Origin of the sequence: Porphyromonas miyakawae (assembly GCF_045865415.1) — a bacterium.
Taxonomy (GTDB): Bacteria; Bacteroidota; Bacteroidia; order Bacteroidales; family Porphyromonadaceae; genus Porphyromonas; species Porphyromonas miyakawae.
The window spans coordinates 531,508-547,939 of sequence record NZ_BAAFSF010000001.1 but is presented as its reverse complement, the minus strand read 5'-3'; the positions used below and the strand labels follow the sequence as shown (position 1 = coordinate 547,939).

Genomic DNA, 16,432 nt, shown 5'->3' with positions numbered 1-16,432 from the left:
ACCTCTACCAAGTGTATAATTCCGCATATTTGGGTATATTTGCTTACAACAACTATATATAAACAAATGAAACTACTACTGATCAGTAATTCGGCAAGCCCCGGAGAAAAGTATCTTGAAAAAGCCTCCGCAGACCTTGCCCACCATCTCGGTGAAAAAGGTAAGGCTCCTATATTCATTCCATATGCCGCAGTCACTTATTCGTTTGACGAATATGTAGAAAAGGTCAATACCGCCTTAAAGTCCTACGACATACATGTGCGTGGTATTCATCGCGAAGCTGATCCTATTGCAGCTATTAGCCGTGCCGATGCGATTCTTGTCGGAGGGGGTAATACATTTCAGCTTGTAAAAATGATGCAAGAGCAAGGACTTATACAAGCCATACGTGAGTGCGTACTCCATAGCAATATTCCCTATGCAGGTTGGAGTGCAGGTAGCAATATAGCTTGTCCCACCATCTGTACTACAAACGATATGCCTATCGTAGAGCCCCTCTCTTTTAAAGGGCTTGACTTCGTTCCTTACCAGATTAATCCCCACTACTTAGATGCCCACCCTGAGGGACACGGAGGAGAAACACGTGAGCAGCGTATTCTTGAATACATAGCAGCAAATCACGATCGCTATGTGGTAGGGTTACGAGAAGGCTGTCGCTTGTTAGTAGACGATAACGGGTCTCGTCTTATCGGTGAAAAACCGGCTCGCATCTTCAAATATGGAGAACCCATAAGAGAGGTACAACCGGGAGAATCTCTCAATTTTCTCTATCAATAAGAGACTTATCAACTCAAAGGAGAGCTGAGGGCAATTAAAGTGTCTGTACTTACGCAGCTTACATCCACCTGTTGAAGGTAATACCTTGGCGTCCTTATACAGAGGGCATATAAACGCACAAAAGGACGGATCCGAGAGGATTTCGTCCTTTTGTTTGCTATTCAACTTCCTACATTTTTCTGCAATCACTCCTCGCAGCAAGTGAGAGAGGACAGAGTATTTACTTCACTCTTTTTGCTGTATTATAAAGAAATAAGAGCAAGACTCCGAACTCAAATACTATACCGGTAGCGGTAGGATAATGCACATCAAAGTAGTCTCAGCAAGACAGCACTTTATCCCAAGAAACTCTTGAGTTGCTGGCACTTGTCTCCCTGGCGCAACTTACGTATAGCTTTCTCTTTAATCTGTCGCACACGCTCACGAGTTAGGTCGAAATGCTCACCGATCTCCTCAAGTGTCATCTCTGGGTATTGTCCCACTCCAAAAAACATTCTTACGATCTCTGCCTCTCGATCGGAAAGGGTAGAGAGCACCCTATCAATCTCCGTATTGAGAGAAGACTGCATCAAGTCACGGTCTGCACTGGGAGCATCCTCATTAACTAATACATCCAACAGGTTATTATCTTCCCCCTCCACAAAAGGCGCATCAATAGACACATGCTTACGGAAAGACTGCATTGTAGTAGCAATCTTCGTTTGATCGTCTCCAAGTATATCTGATAATTCGTTGATAGAGGGTTTGCGCTCATGCTCCTGCTCAAAAGCCTCTACTGCTTTTGTAATCTTAGAGTTATTACCAACCTGATTAAGGGGAAGCCTCACAATACGGCTCTGCTCGGCAAGAGCCTGCATGATAGATTGCCTGATCCACCATACTGCATAGGAGATAAACTTAAACCCTTTTGTCTCATCAAACTTCCTCGCTGCCTTAATAAGCCCCAAGTTTCCCTCATTAATTAAGTCCGGAAGACTAAGTCCTTGATTCTGATATTGCTTTGCCACTGAAACCACAAACCTAAGGTTAGCATTGACAAAGCGATGCAGTGCAGCAGCATCTCCTCTGTGACTAGCTTGCGCCAATTCTACCTCTTCGTCAATGGAAATCATCGGCAAACGACCTATTTCTTGCAGATACTTATCCAGTGATGCGCTTTCTCTATTGGTAATTGACTTAGTAATCTTTAATTGCCTCATGCTTGCTTATCTATGTACTCTTTCTTTTTTCTATTGTCAGCACAGCCCACACACTCTCCTCGCGGTATGAACTGTAAATGGATGAATTTGTTGATAGTGATGTATCGCCCCGGCTTCCTACTACTTCTTCGTCGCTTGTATATTTATCAAACACATGCTCGGCAGCGGTACTCTTTATCGAACACCGCTACTATAACCGACAAGCGGTGAAAATGTTCACTCTAAGCAAAGAAAGTAGTTTACGTAGGGGGCGAACTTTTCATAAAGGCTCTACCTTCTAAAAAGGAACTGCTCCCCATGATATCTACACAAGTAGCATAGGGAGCAGTGTACAAAAAGATTAGCTAACTATCTCTAATTCAGATCAATCACTATAGATTTAATCCGTCCATTAGGATAAAAGCCTCTAACCATAAGGGTTTTTTCCTGACTTGAACGGCTCTGAAGCTGTGAAACAATGCGCATGGCATCATCCACACTCTGAATGCGTACGTTATTCACTGTAAGAATGATAAAGCCCTCTTTAATTCCATTCTGGCGGAATTTACCCTTCTCAACCTTATCTACAACCACACCATAAGAGATACCGTACGAACGCTTTTGCGACACAGATAATTCTTTAAGTGATGCACCTAAGAGCTTGCTCGCATCTGATATCTTGACAATGCCCGTATTGCCCTCACTGTTCTTAAGCACTACAGAGAACTTCTTTGTTACTCCCTTACGGTCCACTGTAATACTAATGCGATCACCAGGAGTCTTTGTGGAAATGATCTCTTGCACTTCGGTCATATTCATCACTCTACGGCCATCTACAGCAACGATTACGTCATGCTTTTCTATACCTGCTGCATAAGCTGCACTCACCTCAGCAAAATCTGTTACGAAAACACCGGCATCCACCTTTAAGTTGTACTTATCCTTCAGTTCTTTGTTGATGTCCGTACCAATTATCCCCAATACAGCACGCTGTACAGTACCGAATTTCTTTATGTCGCCTACGACTTTCGCTGCGGTATTGATAGGCACAGCAAAGGAATAACCGGCATAATTGCCTGTATTGGAGTAGATCATTGTATTGATGCCGACTAATTCTCCACTCGCATTGACCAATGCACCGCCACTATTTCCGGGATTAACAGCTGCATCCGTTTGTATGAATCCACCTATTTTCATATCCTCACCGGGAGAGGAAATACGGCTACGTGCCTTAGCACTCACAATACCGGCGGTAACTGTGGAGGTTAGGTTAAATGGGTTACCTACAGCAAGCACCCATTCTCCTACACGCAGATCATCACTATTTCCGAAAGGAAGTGTAGGCAAATCTTTTGCTTCAATCTTTATCAGTGCAATATCTGTTGCTGGATCGGAACCCACCAATGTAGCTTTGAAAGTGCGGTTGTCATTCAGTGTAACCTCTATTTTATTAGCATCTGCAATCACATGGTTGTTGGTAATGATATATCCATCTTTTGATATAATCACTCCAGATCCGTAGCCTACTACCGGCCTGCTATCAAGCTGTCTACCACCTCCTCCGAAAAAGAATTCAAAGGGATCTATACGGGAGACTTGCTGTTCACCTTCCACTTTGATATGCACCACTGCATGCACACTACTCTCCGCAGCTGGAATCAAATCCGGTGCTGACCCTACAGCACGAGACTGACCGGCTAAGGCTGTGTTATGGAAGCCATACTCATTGTCTGTAGCACTACCATAAGTATCGACAGAGGAGACAGGCAAATCTGCATTAGTAATCTTATAACTGTACACAGCAGACGATACACCTGCTCCGACGGCTACCGAAAGGAGCACGACGAGGGATATTCTCCAGAATTTCTTCATATACGTCTTTTTCTTGTTATTCAAAAAACACCTTCTATCTCTATAGACGACTGGAGCAGTAAAAAGTTGCATAATCCTCCAAAGAGCGTCACAGAATGATTTAAACGCATAGCGGTATTAAGAAAAAAAGTATGGAGTACTGCATAACGCATGTACCCCATACCTCAATAGCTAAAAGTCTCTATCTCAGAATAAGAGAGACTACGAAAGGTTATATCTTCCTATTACTTGCTTTCCTTTTGATTTCGCTTCCCATAGCGACTGAGGAACTTATCTACACGACCGGCAGTATCGACCAACTTAGCCTTTCCGGTATAGAATGGGTGTGAGGTATTAGAAATTTCAACCTTTATCAAGGGGTATGTTTCACCATCGATTTCAATGGTTTCCTTTGACTGTGCCGTACTACGCGTGATAAACATGTCATCGTTAGACATATCCTTGAACACCACCTTGCGGTACTCTTGTGGATGCAATTCTTTTTTCATTTTGCTTTCGTTATCTATAAGGCAGCATCGCCACCCGTTATTATTTCCTATCAGTTTGCAAAGGTAATAATTTATTCTTAATGACCAACGCACCTATTCCTACTTGCTCGATCCGATTTTCTCCACTTTTCCCCTCAGAGGTAGTAATTGTCTTCCTCAAAGATCAGAAAGAAAGGGGAGAAAAGCTTAACTTTGTACACATAGTGGCAGTAGTACCCATGAACGATATCATACAAGTTTTACCGGACAGCATAGCGAATCAAATTGCGGCGGGAGAGGTGATCCAACGCCCTGCTTCCGTAATCAAAGAGTTAGTAGAGAATGCTATTGATGCGGGAGCGAAAAACATCCGTATAGAAGTGGAAGATGCAGGCAAAGCATTGATACGTGTCACAGACGATGGGTGCGGCATGTCCCCACAAGATGCCCGTATGGCTTTTGAGCGACATGCGACCAGTAAAATACGTCGTGCAGACGATCTTTTATCCCTCCGCACAATGGGTTTTCGAGGAGAGGCGTTGGCCTCTATTGCTTCGGTGAGCCATGTTATGCTTACTACACGACGCACTACCGACGAGTTGGGAGTTTGCATACAAATCGATGGGGGCATAGTCGAGCAGACGACCAGAAAAGCCGCACCAGTAGGAAGCTGCTTTGAAGTGCGTAATCTATTCTACAATGTACCTGCCAGAAGACGCTTTCTTAAAAGTGATATAACCGAGTGGCGACATATACTCTCCTGTTTCGAACGGATTGCTCTTGTCTATCCGGACATTGCTTTTTATCTATATCAAAATGGAATAGAGGCCTCTATTCTTCAAGCCGGCACATTAGCGAAGCGAATCGCTGCTGTCGTGCCCAAACCCGGTGATAAAGGGTTATTATCTATAGACTTTCAATCGGAGGTAGTAACGATAAACGGATTCATAGGTAGCCCGGAGCATACCAAACAACGTGGGGCCAAGCAGTTTCTTTTTGTCAATGGGCGCTTCATGAAGCATCCCTACTTCCACCATGCCATAATGCAGGCTTACGAAGCTCTTATCCCTGTAGGTCAGCAACCTACCTATTTTGTCTATTTGCAAACCGATCCCTCCCGAATAGATGTCAATGTACACCCTACAAAAACAGAGATCAAGTTTTTAGACGAGCAGGCCATCTACCGTTTATTAGGCACTCTCGTCAAACAAACCCTGCACCGAGCTGTGGCGATGCCTCGCTTGGACTTCGATACCCAACACGTAGTAGACCTACCCACATACAAGGGGAAATCCGACAACAAAATTTCGCAGCCCACAATTAATCGGGATCACACCTATAATCCCTTCTCTGAAAACGCTTCCACTACCCCCAAAGAGCGCAACCTCAACTGGGCAACGGTATTCAGTAGTTTTGCTGCCGACACAACTACACACGAAGCCACACGTTTGACAGAAACGCTTATTGCCCCAATGGATGCGCCAGAGGACAAAGCGGTCACCTCCTCCGGTGCTCCGCTCATTCTTACGGAGCGATATATGGCGGTAGTGCTCCATAGCGGCATAGCCATTATCGATGCCAAGCGAGCTGAGATGCGTATCAACTACGAAGAACTCATAGATAAGCTAAGCCATGCAAAAAGCAAGGAGCGAAAACAAAGACTAATTATACCCCGTATAATGCACTTCAATGCAGAGGAGGCTGCTCTATTAGATACCATTATCGAAGATTTAGATACCCTCGGCTTTGAAGTAAGTCCATTAGGGGATGGTAGTTTTTCACTACTCACTACTCCATCTTTCCTAAACGAAGACGGACAAGTACTTATAGAGAATAGCATCCTTGAATTGATGGAAACAGAGGGAGACGGACGACAGACCCTAATCGAGGCCCTAGCACGCTCAATCTCTATACAACGCTATTCAGCACCCTACAAGCCTCTTTCACCGGAGCGTGCCGAGCAGATTGTAGCTGCTCTATTTGCCTTACCAGAGGCTTCCTATACGCCTACCGGTAAGCTTATACTACATCTTATCACCAACGAAGAAATAGCATCATTCTTTGCTTAATAGCACTACTCTCATGAAAGAGTCTCTATTTAATCAGCGTTTGCAGAGCGTGCTACATAGCTTGGAAGCTACCGACTCTCTCCGTTCATTAGAAAGCGCCTCCACCAGTAGCTTATGGATAAGCCAAGGGAATAGACAGCTCCTCAACCTATCAACTAACGATTATTTATCGCTCTACGATGACAAAGAAATAGCTGCTTCCTTCCTCTCATCCTATCCCGAATATGCTACCCCCCATGGAAGTGGCTCTGCCCGTCTTCTCACCGGTAATTACGCTTTACTCAACGAGTTTGAAAAAGAGATAGCCTCTGCACACCACAAACAAGCTGCACGCCTCTTTAATAGTGGGTACCATGCAAATTGTGGCATTATTGCAGCTTTAGGACAGATCGAGGGCGTTCACTTTATGGTAGATCGCATGGCCCATGCCAGCATGATTGATGGGCTTACGATGGGACGGTGCAGTTTTTCTCGATTCCGTCATAATGATCTCTCACATCTTGCCGACCTGATAAAGAAAGCATTTGCTTCCCCACAAACCAAGTACGTAATCATCGTAGTAGAGAGCGTTTATAGTATGGATGGGGACAGAGCCCCCCTAAAAGAATTGGTAGCATTAAAAGGAATGGATGAGCGCATTCTCCTATACGTTGATGAGGCGCATGCAATCGGAGTATATGGAGAGAATGGCTACGGGATAAGCGAGGAAACAGACACTTCAACCGAAATTGACTTTCTGATAGGCACTTTTGGAAAAGCTGTTTTAGGGATGGGAGCCTATATAGCCGCAGACAAAGTGGTTATTGACTATCTTACAAATAGTGCTCGCTCGCTCATCTTCTCAACTATGCTGCCGGAAGCTGTAATGGCGTGGAATAGATTTATTTTCCATCAATTACCATTCATGAAAGATCGTCGGCAGACTCTTTGGGAAACGGCACAAAGGCTGCGCAATGCCTTAGGAAAAGCCGGCTATGAAGGTTTAGGATCAAGCCAAATCATCCCTATCACACTGGGAAGTAATGAGCGTGCTCTACAAGCAGCTTATGCGCTTATGGAGAGGGGCTACTCGGTCCGCGCTATCCGCTACCCCACTGTGGCAAAAGGGACAGAGCGACTGCGCCTCTCACTTGCTTCTGCTATCACTTATGAACAGCTATCGCCACTTGTAGACTACTTGAGCAAATGAAAGCCGTACTACTCAACCCTACTTTACAGGAGGCATCACAGCTCATTGTATTCTTTACAGGCTGGGCAATGAACAGCAATGCAGTAGCCCACTTGGCTTTTCCCGAAAATACACATATTCTGCACATGGAGGACTATCGCACGCCCTCCCTCACTCTTCCTATAGACCTCACTCGCTACAGCAAGATTATCTATATAGCTTGGTCTATGGGTGTATGGGGTGCTGAAAGAGCCGTAGCTGAAGGTGTACTACTCCAACCCAATGAAGCGATTGCACTTGCCGGCACTCCCTTTCCTTATCACGATGAATGGGGCATTCCAAAGCTCTGGTTTGAAAAAACACTTTCTGAACTAACCCCCGACAATAGACAGCGTTTTTTCCGTCGTATGGCCGGGGGCAAACGCCTCAGTAGCCTTTTTGCAGCCTTAGAACAACGAGATTTGGAAGAAATACGCACTGAATTGGACACCGTACTCCGCTACGAGCAGACACACCATCCGCTATGCGACTCGCTCGCCTTACACTGGACTCATGCAGTAATCCCCAGTAAGGATCGCATCTTCCCGGCTCAAAACCTACTTTCCGTATGGCAAGCGTGCAGTACGCCTACAAACGTGCTGGCCGATGCTGATCATTATATATTTGACAAATACTACTCCTGGCAGCAACTGCTGGACGAGGGGAGAAAACAAACTTTATGACGGCAGAGGAACGAATCAATAAAGCCTTCTCCAAAGCAGCAGAAGAATACGAAGCGAATGCCATTGTACAACGGCAAATGGCTATCCGTTTAGCTTCACTGCTACCGGAGGGATTAGAAATTGATACAGCTTTTGAGTTTGGTACGGGTACCGGTCTACTCACTAAACAGATAGATAGTCGCTGCAAAGTAAAACATTGGCTCCTCAACGACCTCTCCGACAATATGCTGCGTACAGTACCTGCACTATCCGGCGAAGTTACATTCCTACAAGGTGATGTAGTGACAGCCTCCAAAGGTGGGCAAATAGGTCATCCACAGCTCATTGCCTCCTCGGCTGCCTTGCAGTGGATAGCAGAGCCTTTTGCGCTCTTGGAGCAGCTAACCGCAAGACTTCAGCCCAATGGTCATTTGCTCATTGGTACCTTTGAAAAGGGCAATTTAGCAGAACTGGCGGCTCTGACAGGCAATTCACTTCCCTACTTTTCAAAAGAAGATCTGGAGCACTTCGCTAAGGCAGCGCATTTACACATACAATTCATCGAAAGTGAACCTATTACACTCTCCTTTCCCTCTCCTAAAGAGGTACTCATGCACCTAAAGAAAACAGGCACTACTCAATTACCCCATTGGAGTAATGAGACTCCCCGACTTAATACGAGGAGTGCACTCAGCGAATTAGACCGATCCTATCGTCGCCACTTTTCCTCAGCGGATGGATCTGCAGTGCTGCTTTCCTACACACCGCTATACCTGTACGCCACAAAGTAAAAGATGGCTCTATTCAGAGATGTGATGCGGATTCACAAAATGTTCTATTCTTTCGAGTGAAACATTCTAATCTTTTCATCCATTTATCTATACTTTTTCAGGAAAAGATCTGATCTTTTGCCCTCTTACAGGAATACCTCTCTTCATTCTATTCCTCATAGTATTTGAGTTTATACTTCCACAAAGTGTATTTGCCATAAATGAAGATGCCCACAAATGGGGTAGCGCGGTTAAAGCCTTTTAAGCCTATTAGAGCAGGATAAAAGAAATAATTCCTCCAATTTATCTACCTTTGCACAAGAAGAATAGGGGGGATACGCTTATAAAGTATCGGCACCTCAAAATATAGATAAGGAACAAAAAACTTATAGATAATTAAAATGAAAAAGAGAATCTTCTACCCGCTACTCGTAGCTATTGCTATGGTGGCCCTTGTTTCCTCTTGTAAAAAGGAACAGAATTCGACAATCCTCACAGCTACTTTCTCAGAAAATGTAAAAGGAGCGATTAAGGCCATTGAAAATGAAAGTGATCGTGTTCTTTACATCCACAATCTACTGGAAGCAGAGGACTCTTTAGCTCTCGTAGATACCCTTCTCCTCACGGACGAAGTGCTTGAAGCAGGACTCAACCAAAAGATCGCAGCTAATCCTGATGCACTCTATACATTTACCATAAAGAACGTTGCCAGGATCTATTTCGTACCGGAAGTCGATACTGTAAAATTCGATATTGAAAACAATACCCCCTCGGGAACTCCCCTCAATGATGACATCAATGCTATAGTTACCAAACTACAAGATGGCATCAACCGCTATCATGCGATAATGGATCAGGAAGGTGCTTCAGAAGAGGACGCTAAAGCTATTGAGAAAGAACTCTTTACGGCAGGGAAAGACTTTATCATGGCACACAAAGACCATCCTGTAGCATGGATCGGATTCTCCGTAGCTCAGAGCTTCTCTGATGATGCAACAAGCCTTAAGAGCATCACCGACGAGTCACTCCCCGGTCTTGAAAAGCTCCCGATGTATTTAGAAACCAAAAAAGTATTAGAGCAGGCTGCTGCCACACAGGCCGGAAGCATGTTTGTAGACTTTGAAGGTGAAGACGCAGAAGGAAATGCAGTGAAGTTGAGTGATTATGTAGGTAAGGGTCAATATGTACTTGTTGACTTCTGGGCTTCGTGGTGTGGTCCTTGCCGTGGCGAAATACCCAACATCATAAAGATTTACGACACCTATCGTAACAAGGGACTTGCCGTGTTAGGTGTAGGCGTATGGGAACAGCAAAAGGAAGATCATCTAAAAGCAGTAAAAGATTTAGGTATTTCCTATCCTCAAATCTTTGTTCCTAATAAGAGCAGCCGTAAGAACGATGCTACCGATGCATATGGCATCAATGGTATCCCTCAGATCATTCTTTTTGCACCGGACGGAAAGATCGTTGCGCGCGACCTCCGCGGTCAAGCTATTGAAGAAGCTATAGCTCCTTTATACAAGTAATACGCTTTCGAAAATGACTATACAGCACACTTAAGGCAGAAAGAAATCGGATAAAGGGGAAGCATACCCATCTCTGCGCAAACCAATATCCATTTCCACAATACCCAACATAGGTTTCTGTCTAAGAAGCTAAGTAATCATTCAAATAAAAGTGCACTACCCTTTCGAGAGTAGTGCACTTTTTACATATTAGGCCGCCCCAAGGAAGAATAGACTTGGACCCCTATTTCAGTTTCCTAATAATACTATAATACCTCAAAACCAAGCGAAACCAAAGTAGCCGCAAAGCGAGGGGCTACATGCTTCACCTGCCAACAACTCGGCTCCCTATGAAACGAATAGGAAGTTCGAAGCGACTCAAATTGCTCCGGATTAGCACGGAAAGATTGCTCTATTGCATCCAATGAGACCGTATGCAAAAGTGTCTTCTCTATAGTAAGGTCACCAAAATTGCTTGCATCAATGATATTATTCTCCAAAGGTGGAGGGGTAATCTGATCCAATTCGTCTTGCGCTATTTCAATACCAAAGAAGTGTGCTGTGGCCGTTACTACAGATTTGCTGCTCCTGGCCTTGCTCTCAGCCGAATAGCCGGCTATATGAGGCGTAGCCACTACAACTTTATCCAGCAGTGCTCTACTGATCAGAGGCTCGCCTTCCCAACAATCGATCAAAAGATCTCCAACCTGTTTTTGCTCACAGGCAGTGAGTAAAGCACTTGTATCCGCAACTGCTCCCCGCGAGGCATTCACAAGGGCTGTATTAGGACCAACCCAACGAAGCAAAGCATCCCCCATTAGATGATAGGTAGGATAATCACCATCCTTAATTAGAGGGACATGAAATGTCAGTATTGAACAATCTTCAGTCAAATCCTTGAGCGATTGGAAAGGCTTATCAAAAACACGGAGCGCTAAAGGAGGATCACATAAAAGCGTTTTCATACCTAATAGAGCAGCTTCCTTTGCAACGGAAGTCCCCACGTGACCGACTCCTACTATACCCAGTGTTTCCTCTTGCAGTGGGCGCTCCAAGCGAATAGCTCGCTTTGCAAGAGCGGCAAAGAGCCACTGTGCCACAGCGGGAGCGTTGCACCCTGCTGCATTGGAAAGCGCAATTCCCTGTCTATGGCAGTACGCTTTATCAATATGATCAGTTCCTGCCGTTGCTGTGGAAATAAACCTAATATTAGTTCCGCTTAAAAGCGACTCATCACAACGAGTGACAGTGCGAATTATGAGCCCTTCAGCTCCGTATTGGACTATTCGAGCATGCGTTATCTCTTTTGCAGAAAGAAATAGGACCTCGAAGTAATGGGGTAAAATATTTTCCACATAGGGAATAGCTTTATCTACAATAAGACGTATCATATCATCAGACCTTTAGAGAATAGCCTAAAAATAGAGAGGCTATAAGTAAAAAGAGACACTCCCCACATTAGGAGAGTATCTCTAAAATTATTGTTTCAGCATAGGGAATGCTGCTAAGCTACATTACTCTGCTTTAGCCTCATTCTCGGTTTCTTGTGCATACTCCATATCGTGGCCGGTAGCCGCCTTCTCAGCTTCTATACGCTCATGTTCTTCGCGAGGCATGATGATCATATTGCGCCAATCGGCAAGACCCGTTCCGGCAGGGATCAGATGCCCACAAATTACATTTTCCTTCAAGCCAAGTAGGTAGTCAGTTCTACCATTGATTGCAGCATCAGTCAGTACCTTAGTAGTTTCCTGGAAAGAGGCTGCGCTCATGAAGCCCTTTGAACGAAGTGCAGCACGAGTAATTCCTTGGAGTACCTGACGGCTGGTAGCCGGTATCGTATCGCGCACAGTCATTGTCTGAAGGTCGCGACGGCTCAGAGAGCTATTTTCATCACGTACTTCAGGAGCCGTGAGAATACGTCCGGCACGATATTTTTCGGAATCGCCTGCATCAAGGATTACTTGCTTACCCCAAAGCTCATCATTTGCTTCCTGGATATCCATTTTATCTACGATATCACCATCTAAGAATGTGGTATCTCCTGGATCCAAAATCATGGCTTTACGCATCATCTGACGCACAATCACCTCGAAGTGCTTGTCGTTGATCTCAACATTCTGCTTACGATACACAGACTGTATTTCATTGACAATATACTCCTGAAGTGCAGTCGGGCCCATAATACTCAATATATCACTGGGCTTAATTGCTCCTTCAGTGAGAGGAGTACCGGCACGTACCATATCCTTATCCTGTACCAAGATGTGACTCTTAATAGGGATAGAGTACTTACGAACCTCACCCAACTTTGTGGTCACGGTAAGTATTTGTTGGTTACGTGTAATCTTGCCAAATGTAACTTCTCCATCAACTTCTGACAATACGGCAGGATTAGAGGGGTCACGCGCTTCTACTAACTGTTGTACACGAGGTAAACCACCGGTAATGTCTCCTGCTGAGCTGAAGGTACGAGGAATCTTGTAGAGCTCTTCACCCTCTTCAATCTTCATATCCTTACTCTCAGGCAGTATGGAGAGACGGCAGTTGACCGGTAATGAGTAGCTTCTTAATACTTCACCGGATGCGTCTACAATCTTGAGGGTTGGAATGACTTTCTTGTCCTTACCTTCAATAATGTAGCAATCCTTATAACCACTGGCAGCATCTATATCCACCTTATAGGTAGTGCCTTCTTTGAGGTTTTCATACACCACCGTACCACTTGTATCAGCAATCAGCACTGTATTGAAGGGGTCCCAATCTACCAGTATATCTCCGGGCTTCACCATATCCCCTGCTGCGAAATAGAGATGAGAACCGTAAGGAATATCGTACTGCTTTAGCAAGGTACGAGTTTCCGGATCCACAATACGCATTTCTGCTGTACGGCTTGTCACGATCTTGCCTTTTTGCTCCCCACTGCTCTTTGGCGGATTTACAGTAGAAAGGTAAGTAAACTCAAGTTCTCCGGATAGTCTGGATTTTATACTCTTATTAATCTTTTCACTATCAGCGACACCCCCAGCGTGGAAAGTACGAAGTGTAAGCTGTGTACCCGGTTCACCAATTGATTGGGCAGCGATAACACCAACTACTTCACCCTTCTCTACTAATCGGTTGGTAGCTAAATTACGTCCGTAGCACTTCGCACAGAGACCTCGCTTAGCATCACAGGTGAGTACCGAGCGTATCTCAACCGATTTGATCGGTGAATTCTCTATCTCTTCTGCTTGCTGCTCCCGTATTTCCTCGCCTGCCTTTACGATCACTTTGCCGGTGACAGGGTGAATGACATCATTTAAAGCCACACGGCCAATGATGCGCTTATAAAGCGAAGCCAGTACATTATCGTTACTATCTACGATTTCAGTTGCTTCCAGACCTCTAAGCGTACCGCAATCCTCTTCAGTGATAATAGAGTCCTGAGATACATCTACCAAACGGCGAGTCAAATACCCTGCATCTGCCGTCTTAAGAGCCGTATCGGTCAGACCCTTACGGGCACCGTGTGTGGAAATAAAGTACTCCAACACGCTAAGTCCTTCCAAGAAGTTTGAGATGATCGGGTTCTCAATTACAGAGCCTCCTCCCCCACCACTCTTCTGGGGCTTTGCCATAAGGCCACGCATACCGGCAAGCTGACGGATCTGGTTCGTACTACCACGCGCTCCGGAGTCAAGCATCATGTAGATACTATTGAACCCTTGATCGTCATTCTTGAACTCTTCCATTACGCGATTAGTAAGCTTATCGGTGGTCTTAGTCCAAAGATCGACAAGCTCATTATACCGCTTTTCAGCATTGATCTGCCCCATCTGATTAGCCATGATAATTTCATCGGCTTCACCTTGGGCTTCTGCAATGATATCTTTTTTATCAAAAGGCACAATCACATCTTCGATGTTGAAGGATAGACCACCCTTAAATGCCATCTGATATCCTAAGCTCTTTACATCATCAAGGAACTGGGCAGTACGAGCAACCCCACAGACCTTTAATACCTGCTTGATGATCTTCTTTAGTGATGACTTACTGATGAGCTGATTAATGTAGCCCACATCACTGGGCACACGTTGGTTGAACATCAGTCGTCCCACAGATGTCTCAACCATCTCCTTTACATGCTCGTTGTCTTCGTTTACGGTATCTACATACACTTTAATAGGTGAGTGTAGATCCAACTTTCCACAATCGTAGGCTATGAAAGCCTCTTCAGCCCCATAGAACGTAAGGCCTTCACCCTTAGAACCGGTGCGTAGCTTGGTAATGTAGTAAAGTCCCAAGACCATATCCTGAGAAGGAACTGTAATAGGCTCGCCACTCGCCGGATTAAGTATGTTGTGCGAAGCAAGCATCAATAGTTGTGCCTCTGCAATGGCCTCATTACTCAGAGGCAAGTGCACAGCCATTTGGTCCCCATCGAAGTCGGCATTAAAAGCTGTACAACTCAAAGGAGAAAGCTGAATAGCTTTACCCTCGATCAGCTTAGGTTGGTAAGCCTGTATACCTAATCGGTGCAGCGTAGGAGCTCGGTTCAACATTACCGGGTGTCCCTTGATTACATTCTCGACAATTTCCCAAATAACGGGATCTCGCCGATCCACAATACGCTTTGCACTCTTCTCGGTCTTTACTATACCACGCTCTATAAGCTTGCGCATGATAAAGGGCTTGTATAGCTCAGCAGCCATATCCTTAGGCAAACCACACTCATTCATCTTCAGTTCCGGACCAACAACGATAACGGAACGCGCAGAGTAGTCTACACGCTTACCTAAAAGATTCTGACGGAAGCGACCTTGCTTACCCTTAATACTGTCTGAAAGACTCTTAAAGGGTCGCCCATTGTCACTGGTAATAGCACTACTTTTATTTGAGTTATCAAAAAGCGCATCAACAGCCTCCTGCAGCATACGCTTTTCTTGACGTACAATTACGTCAGGACTCTCCTGCTCAAAGAAGCGAGCCAAGCGATTATTACGTGTAATAACCTTTATATAAAGTTCATTTAGATCACTGGAAGCAAAGCGTCCACCATCAAGGGGCATTAAAGGCCTTAGATCTGGTGGTATCACAGGAATGACCTGCATAACCATCCATTCAGGCTTATTAATATCCTTGGACGCACGGAAAGCTTCCACTGTAGGCAGGCGCTTTAAGGCCTCTTGCTTTCGCTGCTGCGAAGTCTCTGTCTGCGCTTTGTGACGTAATTCATCGGATAGAGCATCCAAATCCAAATTGCGAAGCATCTCAAGAAGAGCTTCACCACCGCTCTTAGCAATGAACTTATTAGGATCGCTATTATCCAATTTTAGATTATCCGGTTGCTCACAATAGAGCTTATCCAAAATCATATCATACTCCGGATTGGAGATTACCTGATAATGGGTTACATAACCGGCCGCCTTAGCTTCATCACTAGTAGGATCCATATCATCCGGACACTGAAGAATACCCGGTTGCAGCACTACATAGGCTTGATAGTAGATAATACTATTCAGCACCTTGCTGCTTAATCCCAGTAAGTGACCTATTTTGTTGGGATTAGAGCGTGAATACCATACATGAACAACAGGTACATTCAACTGAATGTGCCCCATACGTTCACGACGAACCATTTTCTGTGTTACCTCAACCCCACAACGGTCACATGTAATTCCTTTATACTTGTTGCCCTTGTATTTACCACAATGACACTCATAGTCCTTGACCGGTCCGAATATACGCTCGCAGTACAAGCCATCTCGCTCGGGCTTGTAAGTACGGTAGCTTACCGTCTCATGACGGAGAACCTCTCCATGGGAGTTCTCCTTAATCTCTTCGGGAGATGCCAAAGAAACTCGTATAGAGGAGAAATTACTCTTTATCTTATTATCCTTTCTGAAGGCCATATATATACTGTTTTAGTCAGCTCGTACTCTT

General features: G+C 44.8%; 11 protein-coding genes. 6 read left to right on the top strand and 5 right to left on the bottom strand.

Annotated elements, in window-relative coordinates:
• The first annotated feature begins 66 nt into the window (after positions 1–66).
• Positions 67–777, top strand: coding sequence for a dipeptidase PepE (gene pepE / locus ACLWMH_RS02185; protein ID WP_411915117.1), 711 nt, complete (start codon positions 67–69; stop codon positions 775–777).
• Between the two features lie 335 nt (positions 778–1,112).
• Here the strand turns inward: pepE and ACLWMH_RS02180 are convergent, their stop codons facing one another.
• The 3 genes from ACLWMH_RS02180 to ACLWMH_RS02170 form a co-directional block, all read right to left on the bottom strand.
• The gene (locus ACLWMH_RS02180) at positions 1,113–1,976 is read right to left on the bottom strand and encodes a sigma-70 family RNA polymerase sigma factor (RefSeq protein WP_411915116.1); all 864 of its coding nucleotides are present in this window, start codon (positions 1,974–1,976) and stop codon (positions 1,113–1,115) included.
• Positions 1,977–2,330: 354 nt separating this feature from the next.
• Entirely contained in the window at positions 2,331–3,827 is a 1,497-nt protein-coding gene (locus tag ACLWMH_RS02175) for a Do family serine endopeptidase (RefSeq protein ID WP_411915115.1), read from the bottom strand.
• A 224-nt stretch (positions 3,828–4,051) separates the two neighbouring features.
• A complete protein-coding gene (locus tag ACLWMH_RS02170) occupies positions 4,052–4,315 on the bottom strand; it encodes a type B 50S ribosomal protein L31 (protein ID WP_411915114.1) in 264 nt (87 codons plus the stop codon).
• A 218-nt stretch (positions 4,316–4,533) separates the two neighbouring features.
• Between ACLWMH_RS02170 and mutL the strand changes: the two genes are divergently transcribed.
• The 5 genes from mutL (at position 4,534) to ACLWMH_RS02145 (ending at position 10,528) form a co-directional block, all read left to right on the top strand.
• Positions 4,534–6,363 carry a DNA mismatch repair endonuclease MutL gene (gene mutL, locus ACLWMH_RS02165; protein ID WP_411915596.1) on the top strand — a complete coding sequence of 610 codons (1,830 nt, stop codon included), beginning with the start codon at positions 4,534–4,536 and terminating at the stop codon, positions 6,361–6,363.
• A gap of 13 nt (positions 6,364–6,376) precedes the next feature.
• A complete protein-coding gene (locus tag ACLWMH_RS02160) occupies positions 6,377–7,552 on the top strand; it encodes an aminotransferase class I/II-fold pyridoxal phosphate-dependent enzyme (RefSeq protein ID WP_411915113.1) in 1,176 nt (391 codons plus the stop codon).
• The gene (locus tag ACLWMH_RS02155; protein WP_411915112.1) at positions 7,549–8,253 is read left to right on the top strand and encodes a pimeloyl-ACP methyl esterase BioG family protein; all 705 of its coding nucleotides are present in this window, start codon (positions 7,549–7,551) and stop codon (positions 8,251–8,253) included. Before ACLWMH_RS02160 ends, ACLWMH_RS02155 begins: the two co-directional genes overlap by 4 nt.
• The gene (locus ACLWMH_RS02150; protein ID WP_411915111.1) at positions 8,250–9,023 is read left to right on the top strand and encodes a methyltransferase domain-containing protein; all 774 of its coding nucleotides are present in this window, start codon (positions 8,250–8,252) and stop codon (positions 9,021–9,023) included. The genes ACLWMH_RS02155 and ACLWMH_RS02150 overlap by 4 nt, the downstream gene beginning before the upstream one ends.
• 380 nt (positions 9,024–9,403) lie before the next feature.
• The gene (locus tag ACLWMH_RS02145; RefSeq protein WP_411915110.1) at positions 9,404–10,528 is read left to right on the top strand and encodes a TlpA family protein disulfide reductase; all 1,125 of its coding nucleotides are present in this window, start codon (positions 9,404–9,406) and stop codon (positions 10,526–10,528) included.
• Between the two features lie 245 nt (positions 10,529–10,773).
• Here ACLWMH_RS02145 and ACLWMH_RS02140 read toward each other — a convergent pair whose 3' ends face one another.
• Both ACLWMH_RS02140 and rpoC read right to left on the bottom strand, forming a co-directional pair.
• Complete coding sequence (locus ACLWMH_RS02140) at positions 10,774–11,898, bottom strand: 4-phosphoerythronate dehydrogenase (protein WP_411915109.1); 1,125 nt, start codon at positions 11,896–11,898, stop codon at positions 10,774–10,776.
• Between the two features lie 123 nt (positions 11,899–12,021).
• Positions 12,022–16,401, bottom strand: coding sequence for a DNA-directed RNA polymerase subunit beta' (rpoC, locus tag ACLWMH_RS02135; protein ID WP_411915108.1), 4,380 nt, complete (start codon positions 16,399–16,401; stop codon positions 12,022–12,024).
• Positions 16,402–16,432: the final 31 nt, after the last annotated feature.

Coding starts and splice junctions, on each gene's coding strand:
- pepE (WP_411915117.1), top strand. CDS start 67: ATGAAACTACTACTGATCAGTAATTCGGCAAGCCCCGGAGAAAAGTAT.
- ACLWMH_RS02180 (WP_411915116.1), bottom strand. CDS start 1,976: ATGAGGCAATTAAAGATTACTAAGTCAATTACCAATAGAGAAAGCGCA.
- ACLWMH_RS02175 (WP_411915115.1), bottom strand. CDS start 3,827: ATGAAGAAATTCTGGAGAATATCCCTCGTCGTGCTCCTTTCGGTAGCC.
- ACLWMH_RS02170 (WP_411915114.1), bottom strand. CDS start 4,315: ATGAAAAAAGAATTGCATCCACAAGAGTACCGCAAGGTGGTGTTCAAG.
- mutL (WP_411915596.1), top strand. CDS start 4,534: ATGAACGATATCATACAAGTTTTACCGGACAGCATAGCGAATCAAATT.
- ACLWMH_RS02160 (WP_411915113.1), top strand. CDS start 6,377: ATGAAAGAGTCTCTATTTAATCAGCGTTTGCAGAGCGTGCTACATAGC.
- ACLWMH_RS02155 (WP_411915112.1), top strand. CDS start 7,549: ATGAAAGCCGTACTACTCAACCCTACTTTACAGGAGGCATCACAGCTC.
- ACLWMH_RS02150 (WP_411915111.1), top strand. CDS start 8,250: ATGACGGCAGAGGAACGAATCAATAAAGCCTTCTCCAAAGCAGCAGAA.
- ACLWMH_RS02145 (WP_411915110.1), top strand. CDS start 9,404: ATGAAAAAGAGAATCTTCTACCCGCTACTCGTAGCTATTGCTATGGTG.
- ACLWMH_RS02140 (WP_411915109.1), bottom strand. CDS start 11,898: ATGATACGTCTTATTGTAGATAAAGCTATTCCCTATGTGGAAAATATT.
- rpoC (WP_411915108.1), bottom strand. CDS start 16,401: ATGGCCTTCAGAAAGGATAATAAGATAAAGAGTAATTTCTCCTCTATA.